The organism is Clostridium folliculivorans (assembly GCF_024341905.1).
GTDB classification, from domain to species: Bacteria; Bacillota; Clostridia; order Clostridiales; family Clostridiaceae; genus Clostridium_AR; species Clostridium_AR folliculivorans.
The window spans coordinates 1,091,628-1,110,626 of record NZ_BQXY01000001.1 but is presented as its reverse complement, the minus strand read 5'-3'; the positions used below and the strand labels follow the sequence as shown (position 1 = coordinate 1,110,626).

General features: G+C 31.6%; 12 protein-coding genes. 5 read left to right on the top strand and 7 right to left on the bottom strand.

Features of this window, described 5'->3' with window-relative positions; all coding sequences use genetic code 11:
* Positions 1-11: 11 nt before the first annotated feature.
* Entirely contained in the window at positions 12-2,792 is a 2,781-nt protein-coding gene (locus tag OCU55_RS04970; RefSeq protein ID WP_261851200.1) for a tubulin-like doman-containing protein, read from the bottom strand.
* 43 nt (positions 2,793-2,835) lie between these two features.
* A complete protein-coding gene (locus tag OCU55_RS04965; RefSeq protein ID WP_261851199.1) occupies positions 2,836-5,145 on the bottom strand; it encodes a VWA domain-containing protein in 2,310 nt (769 codons plus the stop codon).
* 184 nt (positions 5,146-5,329) lie between these two features.
* Between OCU55_RS04965 and OCU55_RS04960 the strand changes: the two genes are divergently transcribed.
* The 5 genes from OCU55_RS04960 (at position 5,330) to OCU55_RS04940 (ending at position 13,657) form a co-directional block, all read left to right on the top strand.
* Entirely contained in the window at positions 5,330-6,061 is a 732-nt protein-coding gene (locus tag OCU55_RS04960; protein WP_261851198.1) for a MerR family transcriptional regulator, read from the top strand.
* A 73-nt stretch (positions 6,062-6,134) separates the two neighbouring features.
* Entirely contained in the window at positions 6,135-7,868 is a 1,734-nt protein-coding gene (locus tag OCU55_RS04955; protein ID WP_261851197.1) for an ABC transporter ATP-binding protein, read from the top strand.
* A 571-nt stretch (positions 7,869-8,439) separates the two neighbouring features.
* A complete protein-coding gene (gene gdhA, locus OCU55_RS04950; protein WP_261851196.1) occupies positions 8,440-9,771 on the top strand; it encodes an NADP-specific glutamate dehydrogenase in 1,332 nt (443 codons plus the stop codon).
* 1,008 nt (positions 9,772-10,779) lie between these two features.
* Entirely contained in the window at positions 10,780-12,831 is a 2,052-nt protein-coding gene (nrdJ, locus tag OCU55_RS04945; RefSeq protein WP_261851195.1) for a ribonucleoside-triphosphate reductase, adenosylcobalamin-dependent, read from the top strand.
* A gap of 382 nt (positions 12,832-13,213) precedes the next feature.
* Positions 13,214-13,657 (top strand): hypothetical protein, encoded by a 444-nt coding sequence (locus tag OCU55_RS04940; RefSeq protein ID WP_261851194.1) that lies wholly within the window; start codon positions 13,214-13,216, stop codon positions 13,655-13,657.
* Between the two features lie 165 nt (positions 13,658-13,822).
* Here the strand turns inward: OCU55_RS04940 and OCU55_RS04935 are convergent, their stop codons facing one another.
* The 5 genes from OCU55_RS04935 to OCU55_RS04915 all read right to left on the bottom strand — a co-directional run bounded on the left by OCU55_RS04935 (position 13,823) and on the right by OCU55_RS04915 (position 18,922).
* On the bottom strand, positions 13,823-14,392 hold the full coding sequence (locus tag OCU55_RS04935) for a hypothetical protein (protein ID WP_261851193.1): 570 nt from the start codon (positions 14,390-14,392) through the stop codon (positions 13,823-13,825).
* Positions 14,379-14,873 (bottom strand): DUF5643 domain-containing protein, encoded by a 495-nt coding sequence (locus OCU55_RS04930; protein ID WP_261851192.1) that lies wholly within the window; start codon positions 14,871-14,873, stop codon positions 14,379-14,381. The genes OCU55_RS04935 and OCU55_RS04930 overlap by 14 nt, the downstream gene beginning before the upstream one ends.
* Before the next feature lie 825 nt (positions 14,874-15,698).
* Positions 15,699-16,088 (bottom strand): DUF1398 domain-containing protein, encoded by a 390-nt coding sequence (locus OCU55_RS04925; RefSeq protein ID WP_261851191.1) that lies wholly within the window; start codon positions 16,086-16,088, stop codon positions 15,699-15,701.
* A gap of 116 nt (positions 16,089-16,204) precedes the next feature.
* Complete coding sequence (locus OCU55_RS04920) at positions 16,205-17,683, bottom strand: Lsa family ABC-F type ribosomal protection protein (RefSeq protein ID WP_261851190.1); 1,479 nt, start codon at positions 17,681-17,683, stop codon at positions 16,205-16,207.
* A 750-nt stretch (positions 17,684-18,433) separates the two neighbouring features.
* Positions 18,434-18,922 (bottom strand): hypothetical protein, encoded by a 489-nt coding sequence (locus OCU55_RS04915; RefSeq protein WP_261851189.1) that lies wholly within the window; start codon positions 18,920-18,922, stop codon positions 18,434-18,436.
* Positions 18,923-18,999 lie beyond the last annotated feature (77 nt).

Genomic DNA, 18,999 nt, shown 5'->3' with positions numbered 1-18,999 from the left:
AAACACCTCTACTATAATGATGTTTTATATTTAAGCTTCTCATAAGCAATAAAATCCTTCTCATTCACTTCATCGGAGATGAATTTTATCATATGCTCTTTTAGTTCTTCCTTCTTAAAGCTCTTTTCTATGGACATCACAAAATCATGTATTAATTTAATAAGCTGCTTGTCTTGTGCTAATTTATTAATAACTTCCTCCTGAGAGGTTCCTAAAACCAACTTTTTATCTATGGTTGCTTTGTTTTTAGGAAACTCCATACATTCTTCCGTATTATCTTCAAGCTCAATGCAGTAAGGAGAAGAGTAGATATATTTGAAACCTTCCTCATATCTAAGATTTTTAACAAAGTCTCCATCAACATTTATTATTAGTCCGTAAGCTAAGGATAGATAGTAATCCTCCATCAGTTTTTCTGTATCCAAATCCAAATCACTAAGTCCAATATATGACTCGTTTAGATGTAGTGGATAAGCCTTTGTGGAAAGAAGTCTTAGATAAAACTGCTTATAGTTTTTTATGTCTGGGAGATATCCTGCGCAAGCTCCCATGGTTATATGAATTACATCAATAGCATATGGATTTGTTGTTTCCACATATCTTGCTTGTCTTGATCTTTCTCCTGTTTGACTTCTGATCCAATTGTCTATTGGTTCTTGTGGTTTTATTGTGAAGCCATTGGTTATATTTTCATCCTTTACTACTCCAATATAATAGCATTCGGTCCAAGATACCTCTGGATTTTTTACTGCGGACCAAAAAGGCTTAGATAGCTTAGAGGTTATCTCAAGCTGCTCTTTAACATAATCATTTATACTCATATTTTTATCCTTAGCGTTTTGCTCTAAGATCTCCATTATGTTAATCTTAGAATCAACTTTATCAAATTCTCTTTCACAAATTTCTAAGAGTCTGTCTTTTCCTTCTTTAATAACAGAAATAATACTCATATCCTTAAACATGGCTGCAACTTTTTCTGTAAGATTCTTAGCAAAATTTTCATAATAATAGTGTTCGTAAAATTCCTTTGTTATCATTTCTCTGGAAATAATATTGCCGCCATACTTTTTGTTTGCCTGATAGTTGATCTTGTTCAATCTATTGTTAACTTGATTAATGTAAGCATTTATATCTCCAATTACAGCGCTAATGCTAGCTTTACAGTCATCAATAATTTCTGCTGCCAGGTCATACTTTTTCTTTAGGATTTTGTATGCTAACTCTCCAAATTTTTGATCTACAAACTTATTAAAGTCAGAAATCAGTTTTCCCTCTACATCCTTCTTACCGTTTTTGACCTTTTTATCTTTAATATTGTCCATACTGTTTTCAATATTGGCTCTATCAACAGTGCTCTTATTATTAAAATCCGCATAATTTTCATAATCACTTGCAAAAGCTGACTTAAGTTCAGTTAGAATTGCATTTAAATTAATCAGTCCATACTCTACAGCTTTTTCATTTACAAAGCTACTAAGGATTCTATTTACTAATTCTTTACTATTCTCCTGGTCACTTTTCCATTCCTGATATCTTTCATCTGAGATATTTTCAACTCTCTTGAGATTTCCTTTTTTACCTATAAACTCAGTATATTTCTTTCCACTATATCTATTACTACTTCTAAAATCCTTAAGCCTATCTGTGATTTCTAAGGCTTCGTTGATATCTTGTGCTAAATTTTGAGCTATTTCATAAAGGTTCTCCTCTTCATTTGAATTGGATATCTTTGATAATATTTCAGAAGTAAGTCTATAAGCACAGTATCTCCTCAAATTTTCTACTGGTACTTCCATTGAAGAAGATGAAAAAGTACTAAAGTGCCTATCCCTTTTTAATACTGGGTCTTTATCTTTACATATAAAATTAGCATAGTCTGCTCTTAACTGAGATCCAAGCTTTGTGCCTACCTCTTGGAATAATTGAAGGGAGCACAAATCGTAAATGTCCTCAATATTTGTTAATACTCCACCCATCTCATTTTTATTTTCAAGTAGATAACAGATATCAAAAAGCTTCTTTTCAAGCTTGATTTCTCCTATATTGTTGTACTTAAATGAGTACTTTTCATCATCTGGATTTGTGATAGAAGACATGAAAAACTCCAATTCTTTAAGTGCAGCATAGCAGTTTGCCTTACTTCTGTTTTGAGCATCTAAATCTGAAGAAAGCTTGTCATCATAACAGCTTTCTAGGGTGAATAAGCCAATTATATTTGTATTATCTCTGTTGAATACCTTAGAAAGCATTACAGCCACATCTAAAAAAGTACCGCAACCAGTGCCCCCAGCCAAAGAACCAACTACATAAACCTTATGCCTATCTATGTTTTCTAAATAAGCTTCTCCAACATCTGTTAAAACCTTGTGTAGATCCACAAGATCATTCTTTGCAGTATTTAAAGTATCATATACTAACTGTGCATTTTTAGCTAAGTACATTCTACCTATAGGCCTCATCAGTCCTGCACCTTGATCTGTTGATGTAAAGAAATCAGGAGTAATAGGTGGATTTTTAGGAAGCCAATCAAAGTATGGATTCTTATAAGCCCAATCTAAGGTTGTCTTAACTCCCTCCCCAAATCTCAACTGGCACTTTTCGTTGTTATCTATGTCATCATCTAAGAAAGATTTTAAGTCTGTATCTATTATCAAATATCTTATAGGCAGCTTTTTACCACCATATCTTTTACTAAATAGCTTTTTAAGTCTTTTAATAACTTGAAATCCTGTACCTCCCAGTCCAATAACTAAGGTAGGCATAATATCCTTTGGAACTTCCATGTTACGCATAGTTAACCTCCTAATATAGTAATTTTACTTTTTAACAAATGAACTACATAAAAACAACTCTTATTTTTTCTTTTTTAATAGTTAAAGACACCTCCACTCCTGGTGTGTAGGCTACTTCACTTCCTACTTCTTCTTCATTTAATAGAATTTCCTGTGATTCTGTGCCACAGTAATTAAATTTGAAGATATTATCCTTCTTAATTAGATAAATCAAACCAAGTAGGAATTGAGGTTTGTCCTCTATTGTGAGAGAAAAATATCCTATGGCATTGTCATCTATATCATCTATGGCTAAGGTTTTAAGTCTATTATTAAAGTTTAGATACATAGTATTTTGCTGCAAATTCATAGAAAGATTTATTGAACTAGTTCTTGAACCAACGGTGCAATCTAGTTCTTTTGCCACACTATAGCTCTCAATGTTTTTCTTAAAGGAACTCTTCCCTAAGAGGTATAAAAATGCAGCTATTAAAGCTAATGTAACTACAATTATTAGGGGAATCTTGAATAAGTTTAGATAGTATAATGCACCTGATAATATAACTAATTTTGTGCTTATACTTCCAGTTAACTTCACATCGTCAGCAGTCTTAAAGGAAAGCTTCAGGTTTCTTGAATTTTTAATAGGTTTTATTGAAACTGATATTTCCTTTGGCCCTTTTGGCTCTACTTCAAATTCTCCTACTTTGTTTTTATCTTCATCTAAAATCTCTACTTTTTCTTTGTCATATAGTATGACATTACCTAGTTTTATATTTAAACTTACATTTTCTCCAAGCTTATAATTTTTCTTAGAAGAAGTAACCCCTTCAATATCAACGCACGGCTTGTCTATTACATTTAGACTTTCATAAGGCAGATAATAGCTAAAGCTTTCATTGTTCACTACTCCATTTATGCTTGTAGAAACCTTTACTACTCCTTTTTTATCAAACTCAATTTCACTTAAAAGAGCTCCATTTTCAGCCTTTAACGGATATTCTTTTTTTCCTGTGCCATCATCTATAACTACAGTTCCGCCTAAGCTCGTAACCTTACTGCCATCCTTAGGCACAAGTTTAAGCTTCATTTTATCTCCCAGTTTTACATTGTTAGGTAGCTCAGATTCATAATAAAAAGGTGGATAATCATTAACATGTATAACTACTTCCTTAACACCAATGATACCGCCATTTCCATCTTGAGCTATTAAGGTAATAGGATATTGGCCTGGCTTGTCCTTATTAAATTCATACTTAAAAACATCACCTACCTTATTATTAAGGTTTTCAATCTTATCTTGCTCCTTCTTTTGAAGGTAAATTCCATCGAGCTTCTTATCGCTCTCCACTGTTATATCAAACTTTAAAGGTATTCCTTTTGGTATGTTTAGCGTTGTCTGAGTTGAATTTATATTTATACTTGCTTTACTTTTTATTTGAACAATAATAGAATTTTTCGAGTTGTCTTTGCTATCTATCTTTAAGGTTTTATCACTGTCATTTTTTAATCTATAAATCTTATAGGTATCCCCAGTTTTATCTGCTGGCACTTCCTCACCATTTGAAGTAACACTAACTAAAGGGGATTTATTTTCACAGGAAGCTGCCTTTATAATAACTTCATCAACCATGGAACTTAACTTAATTTCCTGACCTTTTTGACTTTCTGTATTATAGTTAGCTATGGTATAGAAGCCCTCCATATCACCAAGCATCTTACTAAAAGCATTGAAAAGCTCTGCTGAGTTTTCACAATATAGAAAATCTCCATCTGTGTTAAATGCTATGGAATTCAGTCTATTTTGATCCACATCCTTTGAAAGTCCTATTGTATTAATCTTTATCTTTGAGGAATAGGCTTTTTTAACTAAGGAATTAAGTTCACTTTCATGACTTGCAGTGATCCCATTAACAGGATCTTCCTTACCATCAGACAAAACAATAATTGATTTATCCCCGGTCACTGTATCAAGCTGAGCAATTGCTTCCTTCAAGCCTTCCTTTAAATCAGTACCTTTATCTTCAAACTTTATAGACTGAAAAAAAGTCTTTAAACTTTCTCGTGAAGGCTTTTCACTGAGCTTTTTATCATAAGTCACCGTTTCTCCAAAACCCAAAACATTCACATTTACCTTGTCACTTAGGGTATCCATAAGCATGACACCAGCTACTAAGGATAATCCAAAAGGATCTGTTTTTTTCATACTTAAGGATTTATCTATTAAAATAATTAGATTTTTTTCTTGATTTTTTTCTGCGGCTTTAACTTTTTTCACTTGGCTTATTACACCAAAATTAAAAACACTTAATATCAAAGCTACAGCTATTGCAATAAAATGCAGTTTTGTTTTTCTATCTGATTTTCTTCTCAAGCTTCTCTCCTCCCAAATAAATTTACTTTAATATACTATTTAAAATGGATTTTAATTAGAACAAGGATTGAATTTGTTAAGAATAATTTAAGACTTAGGCGAATTACATAAATTTTCTAACAATCATGTTGACATTGACGTAAGGTCAATTGATATAATGGGGTTAGCTTAAGGGAGGTATATTATGGAAGAAATATATACAATAAGAGAAGTTTGTGATCGCTATGGTGTTACAACTAGGACCCTTAGATTCTATGAAGAAAAGGGAATTTTGAAAAGTGTTCAGGAAAAAGATCGTATGCCAAGAAAATATTCCAAATATGAAGCAGAGAAAATTGGACACATATTATTTTTAAAAGAACTGGGTTTTAATATCAGTGAAATATGTGAGCTTTTAAATGATAAACATGATTTAAAATCGGCTATTCAATCTAGGCAATCACTGATTCAGACACAGATTGAATTGAAAAACATCCAGCTTAGACGTCTGCAAAATACAATGAAGTTAATAAATGATGGGAAAGATATTTTCTCATTTCACTGCGATATAGATGATGAAAAAAAACTTCAGAAAGAAAGAGCTTTAGAGTTTGCTAAAAGCTTCATAGAAAAAGATTGGGATTCTATGAGCCAATTCTTTGCACCTACTTCAAGAGACTTTTTATCGGTAGATATTATAAAGAAATTTAGGGAAACCATTTCTGATGAGATAGGAAATTTTAAAGCAATTGTTCACATCCTACAGTTTGACTATGATATATCTTTATACCTTGAATTTGAAAATTGTGGTGCAGTTATGAAGATAGTATTCTCAGGTTCTTATATAGTAGGATTCACTATAGATGAAATAGATATTGATATAATAAATGATTTTTTCACTAGAAATAGAAACGTTTCTAAGGATGAACCAGTCTAAAACTAAATTGATTTTTATGCGCTGTTGAAGCACCGTGTTTAAACACATCCTTAAGTTTAGAGAGGAGTTATATATGGTTAAAAGCGGTATTAACTACAAAAAGGAGTTTTATAAAAATAATCATATCAACTATTTTGTTTCTATATTTGTTATGGTTTCTATTGCAGTTCTACAAATCGGCATTGCATTTGTACTTCAAATACTTCTGGACATAGCATCTAGTAGAGATATGACAAAGCTATGGCACTCACTAGCAATTGCTGCAATTGTTATGGTATCCACAATATTTGCGTACTTTATAAAGAAAATATTCTTTAATCGCTTTATAAAAAAAGCCCTTAGTCAATATAAGAATAAAGTTTTCCAGAAAATTTTAGATAAAAATATCAGCGCTTTCAATAAAGAAACATCCAGCACCTATATATCGGCCTTTAGTAATGATTTAGCCTCAATTGAACAAAATTACTTAATCGGCAGTCTAAATCTAATCTTACAATGTTCTTTATTTATAGGTGGCATTATGGCAATGGCTTACCTTAACTTTAGAATGCTCTTAGGAACTTTAGCTACTTGTATTATTCCTATCTTAGTATCTGCCATTTTCGGGAACAAGCTCACAAATGCAGAAGTAAAAGTATCTGATGAAAATGCCTCTTTTGTAGCTCTTGTCAAAGATCTGTTGACAGGTTTTCCTGTAATCAAAAGTTTCAAGGCCGATAGAGAAATTTTCCATATCTTCGTCAGTAAAAATGATGAATTAGAACAGACTAAAAAGAATCGTAGAGATATAGCTAATAACATTGAAATATTTAACTCCTTTGCTAGCCTAATTGTTGAAATAACCATATTTGGCTTAGGTGTACACTTGTCCATAAAAGGTGTTATCACCGTTGGAGTTGTTGTTGCTTTTATTCAGCTACTAAATTATGTTTTAGGTCCTATTAATTCTATTGGTCCTATTATTGCAAATAGAAAAGCTGCAGAAGGTTTAATAGAAAAATTTCAAAGTATTGCTGAAATTTCAAACAGCACAGATGGAAGCACAGCTCTGTCCTCTTTTAATAATACAATTGTTTTTAAGAATGTTTCTTTTGGATATACAGAAGAGAGTTCTACTCTAACCAACATTAATCTAAAATTTATAAAAAATAAAAGTTATGCTATTGTAGGAAGCAGCGGAAGTGGTAAATCAACTTTACTAAATCTAATGCTAGGGTATCAAAATAACTACAAAGGAACCATAGAAATTGATGAAAATGAGTTGCGGGATACTTCTATTGACAGTCTATATGATCTGGTTTCAATGATTCAACAAAATGTATTTGTATTTAATAATAGTATTGCTGAAAATATTACTCTTTTTAGAGCCTTTGAAAAAGAACAGGTTGATTATGCGATTGCCTGTTCAGGCTTATCAAAATTGATTGGTGAAAAAGGGATAGATTACAGATGTGGTGAAAACGGAGTAAATCTCTCTGGTGGTGAAAAGCAACGTATTTCTATTGCCCGTTCTCTTATAAGAGGAACTCCAATCCTCATGATGGATGAAGCTACAGCTTCCTTGGATAACGAAACTTCCCGTTTAATAGAAGACGCTATTTTAAAAATAAAGAATTTAACTAAAATTATTGTCACTCACAAATTATACGCGGATATATTAACCCAATATGATCAAATTATAGTAATGAATAAAGGAGAAATCGTGGAGCGTGGTACTTTTAATGAGCTTCTCGAAAAGAAAGGATTCTTTTATTCATTGTACTCTATAACTAATTCTAGTGAACCTGTTAATGAAAATGTTATTTGATTTAATTTAAATTTAAAATTGTTAAAGATTCATCACTCTGAGCTATCCCTTGTTTACTTAACAAGGGATAGCTCAGATTCCTTAACTTGAGTTCCTTTACATAAGGATACCAGATTATAGCTTTCAAAGTTTGCTTAATCATCTAATATTCTAGTATCTCAAGTCTTAATATCCCTTGTCATCTATCACCCAATCACTATTTTTCTTATCTCTTATTAAAATCCACTGATAATCTGAATAAGTAGAGTTAGGATTTAAAACAGGATTTTCACCTGATCCGTCAACATCAAAAGCTAGAATAATGCTATTTAAAAGAATATATCTCCCAAACTAGCATAAATTAAAATGAAAGCTTTACAATTTTTATAGATTTCAACTTTAACTAATAATTTATGTATATTCAAAAGTCTTAATAAACAGCGATTTTTAAACATTCTTAACTCTATTTTACGCAGCATAACCTATTTAGCTATAACTTGTAAAGGTTTATAATTAATATTATAAATCTCTTGTTTCTGATAAATTTGTCAATAATACTCAATATAACCTAATTAAATGGGAGGTCAATTTAATGCAAATTTTAAAACATGTAATGGATGATGTTATAAAAAGGAATCCAAATGAACCTGAATTTCACCAAGCAGTAGAGGAAGTACTTTTATCCCTTGAACCAGTGGCAGAGAAACATCCTGAATGGGTAAAGGATAAAATCTTTGATAAGATAGTAGAACCTGAAAGGCAGATTATCTTCAGAGTACCTTGGGTAGATGATAAGGGCGAAGAACATATCAATAGAGGCTTTAGAGTTCAGTTTAATAGTGCCATTGGACCTTATAAAGGTGGACTTCGTTTCCATCCATCAGTTAATATTGGAATAATAAAATTCTTAGGCTTTGAACAAATCTTCAAAAACTCACTAACTGGTCTTCCAATCGGTGGCGGTAAAGGCGGCAGTGACTTTGATCCTAAGGGTAAATCAGATGGAGAAATAAAGAGATTTTGTCAGAGCTTTATGCTAGAACTTAATAGACACATTGGAGAAAATACAGATGTACCTGCTGGTGATATTGGAGTTGGCGGTCGTGAAATTGGATATTTATATGGTATGTATAAAAAAATAAACAATGAGTTTACAGGAGTATTAACAGGAAAGGGCCTCGGCTGGGGCGGAAGTCTTGCTAGAAAAGAAGCTACAGGTTACGGTCTATGCTACTTCATGAATGAAGCTTTAAAAGCAAAAGGCAAATCCTTTAAGGATGCAACTGTAGTTATTTCAGGTTCTGGTAATGTTGCTATTTATGCTAATCAAAAGGCAACAGAGCTCGGTGCTAAAGTTGTAGCTATGAGTGATTCAAACGGATATATCTATGATGCTAATGGAATAAATCTCTCCACTATTCAAAAAATAAAAGAAGTGGAAAGAAAGAGAATAAGTGAATATGTAAAATACCATCCTAATGCAACTTATACCGAAGGTTTTAGAGGAATATGGAATGTTAAATGTGATGTAGCTCTTCCATGTGCAACTCAAAATGAAATTGATGAAGATTCTGCTAAGACTTTAATTTCTAATGGATGTTATGCTGTTGGAGAAGGTGCAAATATGCCTTCAACCATGGAAGCTGTTAATCTATTCATCAATAACAAAATAATCTTTGGACCAGCAAAAGCTGCTAATGCAGGTGGTGTAGCTACTTCGGCTCTGGAAATGGCCCAAAACAGCATGAGATATTCTTGGACTTTTGAAGAAGTAGACTCTAAACTTCAGGAAATAATGAAGGGCATCTACGAAAAATGTAGCAGCACTGCTAGTGAGTATGGCTTTGAAGATAACCTAGTTATAGGAGCAAATATTGCTGGATTTATTAAGGTTGCTGAAGCTATGTATGCACAAGGAATTTAGTTTAAATTGACAGTAGATTAATGCGCTATTTCACTATAGGGCTCTTTTATTGAAACCTACGTCGTTATTTATGTTTGAAAATCATATATCTATACACTTTAGCTATGCGAAAAAATATAGTTGAAGTTATAAATCTGTAAATTAACCCAGGACAATAATATTTATAATTATAGTCCTGGGTTAATGCTATTGGCCAATCTCAGCTATTAATATACCAAAACATAAAATTATACACATATAAAGATGTACCAGTTCGAACAGAAACTTATTTTTAAAACTCCCACGACTTCTGGTGATAAAATTTAAAAATAATAAATTTCATTACGAAGTGGTACATCCATATACTTCATATTTGAATCTATTAAAATTAAGATTCGTAGAACTATCCTATAAACAGTTTAAATTCTCAATAATTGTATTTAAGTTCATAATTTTAAATACAGAAAAATTATTCTCGTAAATTTTTTTAATATATATTTAATTAATAATTATATGGGTGTCCCCCTTCACACCTCTGAATATGCAAGCATTAGTTACACTAACAGCCACTCATTTTTTTCAATTTATTCCACTGTTAACGATTAATTATCGAATTAAAACATTTGACACTGTTGTACTATATGTAGTATTATTTAGAAAAACATCCCACTATATATAGTGTTGTTTTTTTCAGATGAACCACTTCAATCCGAAATCTATTTTCAAATTCTCCTCTAGGTTCTGAGAGGAGAATTTGAAAATAGAAGTTTAATTATGAAGTGGTTCATCTATAGATGTACTAGTTCGATCTAAAATATATTTTTAAAACTCTCATGGCTTTTGGTGAGAGAATTTAAAAATATTAGTTTTATTACGAAGTTGTACATCTTTATAGAGTTCCAACTTCATCTATTAAGTTATGCATACCTCGAAAATCCTCATGACCCACTATTTTCGATCAAGCATAACTTAAGTTTTCGTAATGGAACCATTTAAAAAGGAAGATATGCTTTTCAAGGAGGATTTTTTATGAAGAAATTATTAACTAAAGAATTTTTAAATCAATATGCGGAGATTAATCCATTAGCTCCATTAGGAAGTTTTGTTTATTATAGAACTTATTCAAGATGGCTAGCAAAAGAAGGCAGACGTGAAACATGGCTTGAAACTGTTGAAAGAGCTGTTGAATACAATTGCAGTTTAGATCCCAACACTTCCAAGGAAGAAGCGGAAAAGTTATTCGATTTAGTATTCAATCTAAAAGGATTTCTTAGCGGACGTACCTTTTGGATAGGTGGAACCTCAGCTGTAAATGATCATGCTCTTGCAAATTTTAATTGTAGCCTTATTATATTGGATGGTTTTGATAAACTTGGCGAACTATTTTATGCATTAATGGTTGGAACAGGCGTAGGATTTAGAGTTCTTGAAGAGGATGTTAAATATCTTCCTAAAGCAAGACTTGTTGAAGTTATAAATAAGGAATATGAACCTAAAAGTAAAAATAATAGATTAGAATCCACAGCTCTAGATTTTTCTAACGAAAATACTAAAGCAAATATACATGTAGGTGACTCTAAAGAAGGCTGGGCTCAGGCTCTAAGAATGTACTTTGACATAATTACCAGAAAAGAATATAAGCATATCGTAACAATTGAGATAGATTATGATAGCGTAAGACCTAGAGGAGAAAGATTGATACGTTTCGGAGGAACTGCCTCTGGTCATGATAGCTTAAAAAATATGTTTACTAAATTCCATAAGGTTGTAAGTAAAAGAATTGGAAGTGATGCTGTTGAAGGCAAGGTACACGCTATCGATATGCTTGATTTTGCCAATATAATTGCTGAAAATGTAGTTGTGGGCGGAGTTAGAAGATCTGCTGAAATCGGCTTAATAGATGCCAATGATTCTGAAACAATTCAAGCAAAGAATGGCTTATATACTCAGGATTCAAACGGTAATTGGGTTGTAAATGAAGATATTATACATAGGGCATTATCCAATAATACCATAATCCACTTTGAAAAACCTTCTAAAGATTTTTGGAACTGGCAGTTTCAGCAAATGAGGTTTAGTGGTGAACCAGCAAGTTACAATGGAGCTGAAGCTTTAAGACGTAATCCTAATTTTAAAGGAACCAATCCATGCGGAGAGGTACTACTAGATGACCGTCAAACTTGTAATTTAGTTACTACCAATATTTTGGCTCATGTAAAAGATGGAAAACTTGATATAGATGGATTATTAAAAACTCATTCATTATTAACCAGGGCATCCTATAGACTTACACTTGTAGAACTTGAACTTCCAGAATGGGATTATAAATTAAAGAGAGATAGACTGCTAGGGGTAAGTGTTACTGGGTATCAAGATGCTATTAATGCTGTAGGCATGAATATAGCTGACCAAGTTGATCTACTAAAACAGCTAAGATTTACTGCCAGAAAAGCTGCAGATGAACTAGCAGATTCTTTAGGTTTAAATAGATCCCTGCTTGTTACAACCTTAAAACCTGAAGGCACTTTGTCACTACTTCCAACTGTTTCAAGTGGGCTTCATTTTTCTCATTCTCCATACTATGTGAGAAGAATAAGGATAAATGCTGAAGATGCACTAGTTAAAGTATGTCAAGAATTAGGCTATCCTGTACATCCTGAAAATGGTTCTACAATGGAAAATGCCAGAACTTTAGTTATTGAGTTCCCTGTTGAAGCACCTAAAGGTAAAACCAAATATGATGTTTCAGCAATAGAACAACTTGAAATATATAAGATGTTTATGGACAATTACGTAGACCACAATGCAAGTATTACTGTAAGTGTAAGAGAAAATGAGTGGGATTTAGTTGAAGATTGGGTTTATGAAAACTGGAATTCAATAGTTGGTATCTCCTTCCTATCCTTAGACGATAACTATTATCCACTTTTACCTTACGAAGCAATTACGAAAGAAGAATACGAAAATAGATTATCAAACATGAAACCTTTTGATGCTAAACTATTAATGAAATATGAGCATGGTGATGAACATGATATAGATGATAGTGAATGCACAACAGGTGTGTGTCCTATAAAGTAATCCACCATATTAATACTAACTAAGTCGCTGAGGAGACCTTCTTCAGCGGCTTTCTTGTAATAGTAAGAACTTACTCTATTATCACAAAACCAAGCTTAATAGCAATAGTATCTTTAGAAATTGGTTGAGTCTATGTTATAGGTTCAAAATTCATGAATTGAATTTTGTATACCCTATCCCCAAAAGAATAAAATATCCTATCAACTTTAAAAAACTTAGCCATAAACATCTTCTAAAGTGGATTCTTTAATTATTAAACATTCATAAGATGTTTGACCTTCCAGATATTTTTCAAAGGTTTCTTAATATTATATTTGTCCACTGTAATATTTAATCTCATTAGCTAATATAAATTATTAAATAATAAAGGATAGGTGATTTAATGTATCAATTTCTTGCTCTATTAGGATTTTTTATATTTTTCTTCTTCGCAATATCTTTAGTTTTATATGTTTTCATGGCATATGCTTTATACAGAATGGCAGTGCGTCAAGGACTGGAAAACCCTTGGGTAGCATGGATTCCTATAGCCCAGTTGTACATTCTAGGTAAGTTAATTAAAGGTCTAAAAATCTTTGATTTTGAAGTTCCAAATATTGAGGTTGTTCTACCAGTAGCCTCCATCATATTTGTAGTATTTCGTAATGTACATGTCTTAGGTACTTTAGTGTCACTGGTTAATTTTATTCTTATGCTATTTGCATTAAATAAACTATACAAACTCTATAAACCAGAAAGTGCTACTCTTTATACAGTTTTAAGTATACTAGGCTTCACTGTGCCATTTATAGTATTTTCTTTAAAGGATAAAGATCCAGTAGCATAAAATTAATAGGAGTTTATCATATTGTTTGGCACTCTATGACTGAGACTATATGTTGATGTACACCTTAATTTAATAATATAGTCAATATATATAAAGGCGGCTGTTGCTCTAGATCAACAGTCGCCTTTTAAAAATTTAGGCACTGTTAAAGTACCGTGTTGAAATTTATAATCCCATAAGCTCCTCTTTATAAATAACCTTTCCATCCTTGTCCAAGCCTACTAGATACTTTGTTTTATTTTGCTTATTATCTTCGTTCCAATAAAAAATGAACATTCTACTTTCATCTAATTGATATTTAGGTACACTTATTTTATCGTCCCCTTCAATTTGTATAGTAGTTATTTTAGAATCGCTTACATAGCCATAGACTTTCATAAACATCTCATTATTCTTAGTACCTGATCCACTCCAACTATAAGATACTTGTTTTGAAGAATCTATAGGAGTTCCGCTTACTCCATCTCCTGGATACCATTTAATTATCTCCTTATTAACTGTATCCGCTGAAAACCAATCTTTGTACCTACATAAATATACTTTTCCTTTATCAATATCTATTGTCTTTATTATCTTTGATGGGCCATAATGATAAGTTCTCTCGGACAGTTCATGAGCTTTTAATGGAGAAAAGCTACCATATGATAGAAATGAATATTTATAGCAAATGAGTAGAAGTACTATTGCTATACTCCATTCAATAATTCCACTTATGTGCTTCTTACTTATTTTCATTAACATTACTCTCCTTATCAAGTGAAATCCTCATTTCAGCCTTTCTATCATACCATTCAAGTTTAAGAGTTAAATATTTTGCATCTTCATTTATTCTTTCAACTTCCATTAGTTCATCCTGTCCCCATATCTTACCTATGTTTTCTCCACCCCTATACTGATACTGTTTTCCTTTATCATCAAACACCTTAATTACATTAGTAGTAGAAAAAGACCAACCTAGTTCAGAAGCTTTATATGTAGATCTAATATAAGTTTTATCTTTAGTGTTAATAATTCTTTTAATAGATATAGTAGCCTTGTCTATCTTCATATCTTTGTTAACTTCAATTACCTGAGCTTTTTTCTGATTTATCAGCTCTTTTAACTCTTTATCATAATATTTGCTCTCAGGCAGATTTGTAAATATTCCTATGATAATTATGATCAAACAAATTACTATTATTGCTCTTCTCTGCTTCTTAATTTTTCTCTCCCCCAAACCTCTATTAAAATAATTATATTAATATTATCTTTACCCTTTTCTAACCCTCAAATCATAGTAAATAAAAACTTATTGCTCTTAAATAAAGCTCTCACATGTTATTATAAGATAGTTTTAAAATATAGGGTTCATCACCAAGCGATACGTTCATATATTAAACTTCCAAGCTTATCACTCTATTTCAGCTGCCATTTCATAGCAAAACTTATATTATCAAATTCTCTATTATATTACACTTTCATTGCTTTCTTTTAACAATTAAAATCGAGAAACTCATTTAGTCAAAAATGCATCACTCGCTATTATTAAATTACAATATATCCATATATTAGTATATCATCACAGTCAAAATATACATAGATTAATACTATGTATCTTTATATAAATTCTCTTAGCTTTGAGCAAGTTATTTTCTATTTAGAGGTTGATATAATGGCATTTGCTATTACTGTACCAAGTGGGATAACTTCTATTCTGTGAATAACAATTTTCATAATAAAAATTTTTAGTAATCTCCAAGAGGTTCATATGTCATTTACAACAATATAAGGTGATATATTAAAAAAATGTTGTTATGGTTACTAAGTATGCTTGTCTATGTTTTATATTAGATGTACAAGCTATAGTTATCCACCAACATTTATTTAATACATAACTACAGCCATTTACAATAGTATTCACAACACCCTCTTCTTATCCACGAGCAACTGTTTACTGATATAAAATTTGCTTTAAGACGCAAATAAAGGTATAGCTAAAACTCTGCTATACCTTTTAGTTTCTTAAATTCTATTGTCTAATTTGAACTCTTATAGCTAGTGGCTATACAGTTGGTATTTTTTCTACAATTAAAATTTGCTCCTTCAAGTCATAATAACTACAAGTCATTTTATCTAAATCTGAAACCCACCTATATATACCAGCCTCTGCAATCTCCCTGCAAAATGTTAAAAAATCACTTTCTCCCACTTGATTACGCTTTAATGCAACCAATGCCGACTCTTTGGAAGATATATCATTTACCTTACTCTCTATATTGCCTTTAACTTCTATTTTCTCACCGAGCTTGTTTTCATATGTTATCAATCCTGTTTTTAGATCATAGATATTGGTTACCATTCCAAGCTTTTTAAACTCCCTTATTAGCCTCGGAAAATCTGGTCCTGTATATTTCTTTTGCGCTTCTTGTATTGCTTCTAAGGTAAATTCCATACAAACCTCTCCTTTGTTTATTTATTATTTATATCTTTATCATAACTTATTAATTAAATGAGTATCCTAAAAGTTATTTTAACTATGACCTACTAGCAAGAGTGCTATTTTTACCACTACAATTTTATCAGTTTTGTTGCTACATTCTCACAAAATGTAATATCATGTTCAACAAACAAGATTGTTGGTTCATATTCCATCAAGAGTTCTTCTATCTGCATACGTGAGATTACATCAATAAAGTTTAGTGGTTCATCCCAGATATAAAGATGTGCTCTATCACATAGGCTTTTTGCTATCAACACCTTTTTCTTCTGACCTCCACTAAAATCTTCAATGTTCTTTTCAAACTGTTCTCTTGAGAAATCAAGCTTTCTAAGCATTGCTTTAAATAGGCTTTCATCAATAGAATTTTTCTCTGCATACTCAGTAAGGTTACCATGTAGAGCCGAGGTATCTTGAGAAACATAGGAAATTATAAGTTTATTATTTTTTCTCACAGTTCCCTCATGAGAGATGTCTTCCCCATTAATCAGTTTTAAGATACTCGATTTCCCACTGCCGTTTTTTCCTTGTATTGCAATTCTTTCACCTTGCTCTATGGTAAAACTTATATTTTCACAGACAATTTTATCGTCATATCGAACGGAAACCTCTGAAAGTTCCACAAGTTTTCTATCATGGAAAGTCAGTGGTACTATTTTTAAGCTTTCATTAGATTCAATATTTTTAAGCAGCTTCGATTTTTCTTCAATAGCATTTTGCTGTCTAGATTCTATATTTTTAGCACGCTGCATCATCTTTGCAGCTTTGTGTCCAACATAACCTCTATCTATTTTACTTCCAGAATTAGTACCTCCAAACTTGCTACTTTCAACTTTATCAGACCAGGTTGAGGTACGTTTTGCTGCTGCTGAAAGTCTATTAATATCTTTCTTAAGTTTTTCATTTTCCGCAAGCTCAAAACCATCCTGCAATTCTTTGTTTCTCCACCAAGAAGAAAAGTTCCCTTTCTGTATTTCAATATTGGTTTTATTGATAGCCAAAATATGATCAATGCAATTATCCAAGAAAGCTCTATCATGTGAGATTAAGATAAATCCCTTCTTCTTTTTAAGGTAATCACTTAATTTCTTTCTACCTTCAATATCCAAATGATTTGTAGGCTCATCAATAAGCAAGAAGGAGTTCTCCTTTAAAAACATTGCAGCAAGCAGGGCCTTAGTCTGCTCTCCTTTAGATAGTGTGTAAAACTGCCTATATAAAGCATCATAGTCCATATCAAGCATAGATAATTCTTTTACAATCTCCCAGTCCATTGAATTTGGACTGATTTCTCTTATGACATCAATGGTAAAATCCTCTTGAGCCTTAACTTCATAAGGAAAGTATTCAAAGTTTACATTAGCTGAAATATTCCCTATATATTCGTGTTTTCCAAGCAAAAGATTTAAAAAAGTGGTCTTCCCTCTTCCATTTCTTCCGGTAAATCCTAACTTCCAATCAGTATCGATTTGAAAGCTTACATTTTCAAATATATTATCATAACTACCTTCATAAGCGAAGGTAAGATTAGTTACATTTATCATAGACATAGTATCGTCCTCCTCTGCAATTAAATCAGGAAAACCTCAAATCTAAAGCTATTTTTAAAGTCTGCCCTAGTATAAGCAAAAGATAAAATACAAAACAACTTTAAGGTAATCCTTTTATAATCTTATAAATAACAAAGTCGGAACAAAAGGCGACCTTGTTATTACTCCATATGAGAGTCGCCTATAGTATCCGGCTCTATATGGAGAATATCATGCGTTAGCAAAGTATCTTCAATTTTCATTTTTCATCCTCCTCCTATGCTTTTCCCATAAATAAGGTTTATAGGATATCAAACTAATTTTAGTTTTTTTCATATGTCACTTTACGCTATCTATGCTAAAAAAACAAAAAAAATAAGAGCCGCAAGAAATTATCATTCTTACAGCTCATAGATATACAAAGTTAAGCTAGGCAATTAAGCATAGCACCAAAGTATATGTTAAGAGAAAAAAAGAATAACTTTCTTGCATAAAAAAGTACGACAAAAAAACAGAATTGTTCCGTTTATATTTGTGTCTGTTGTACTTTAAAAATTAGCAAGAAAAATTATACATTTTTTCACCTCAAATTCCGATTTTTCTTATTATTCTACGCTTACATTTCAAAAATGTCAACATCAATATATGTTCAAACATTATGTTAAAACACAGCCTTATAAATCTGATAATTTTGTAGTCCGGAAATTCCGTATTGCAAATTTCTTATAGATAAACTAGTTTATCTATATCTTAACTACTGAAATTCCAAAACTACTTATGTAATATTTCTAAAAGTTTATCATCAGGAAGTAATGGACCAATTGGACCATATCCTTCACCTTCAAAGTCCATTTGGTTACTTATACTATCATTTTTGTCCAAATCAAAGTAAAGCTTAGTATAGGTAACGGTTCTTAGTTCATTAGGTTTAACAGCATACTGAAAGGTCTGTTTCTCAGAATAATCAAACTCAAGAAGCATTCCTTTCTTCTTTAAGTCATCCAGCATGAATATACTTTTATACGCATCTTTAATGCCTTTAACTCTTTCATTAGTTATATTAACAATAGAGTAAAATCTATAGTCTGACTTAGTTAAAGTTACCTTACCATCTTTCTTATAATAAATAATGCTGTCAGGAGCTGCTATGTTTCTATGTTCACTTAGCTTAGCCGGAATATTCTGCTTTATAATTAATGTAATAGCAATTATCACCAAAAGGCCTGCTATTACTAATACAAGGGGTTTCTTTTTATTCATGTAATCTTCTCCTATAACTGGTACATCTTTAGCAAAAAACATTTTATAATAATCATTCTACTACTAATTTGTGGTTT

What these genes read in the sequence shown, in the direction of transcription:
- OCU55_RS04960 (WP_261851198.1), top strand. Translation starts at nt 5,330, where the DNA reads ATGGAAGAAATATATACAATAAGAGAAGTTTGTGATCGCTATGGTGTT.
- gdhA (WP_261851196.1), top strand. Translation starts at nt 8,440, where the DNA reads ATGCAAATTTTAAAACATGTAATGGATGATGTTATAAAAAGGAATCCA.
- OCU55_RS04925 (WP_261851191.1), bottom strand. Translation starts at nt 16,088, where the DNA reads ATGGAATTTACCTTAGAAGCAATACAAGAAGCGCAAAAGAAATATACA.
- OCU55_RS04915 (WP_261851189.1), bottom strand. Translation starts at nt 18,922, where the DNA reads ATGAATAAAAAGAAACCCCTTGTATTAGTAATAGCAGGCCTTTTGGTG.
- nrdJ (WP_261851195.1), top strand. Translation starts at nt 10,780, where the DNA reads ATGAAGAAATTATTAACTAAAGAATTTTTAAATCAATATGCGGAGATT.
- OCU55_RS04935 (WP_261851193.1), bottom strand. Translation starts at nt 14,392, where the DNA reads ATGAAAATAAGTAAGAAGCACATAAGTGGAATTATTGAATGGAGTATA.
- OCU55_RS04940 (WP_261851194.1), top strand. Translation starts at nt 13,214, where the DNA reads ATGTATCAATTTCTTGCTCTATTAGGATTTTTTATATTTTTCTTCTTC.
- OCU55_RS04920 (WP_261851190.1), bottom strand. Translation starts at nt 17,683, where the DNA reads ATGTCTATGATAAATGTAACTAATCTTACCTTCGCTTATGAAGGTAGT.
- OCU55_RS04970 (WP_261851200.1), bottom strand. Translation starts at nt 2,792, where the DNA reads ATGCGTAACATGGAAGTTCCAAAGGATATTATGCCTACCTTAGTTATT.
- OCU55_RS04955 (WP_261851197.1), top strand. Translation starts at nt 6,135, where the DNA reads ATGGTTAAAAGCGGTATTAACTACAAAAAGGAGTTTTATAAAAATAAT.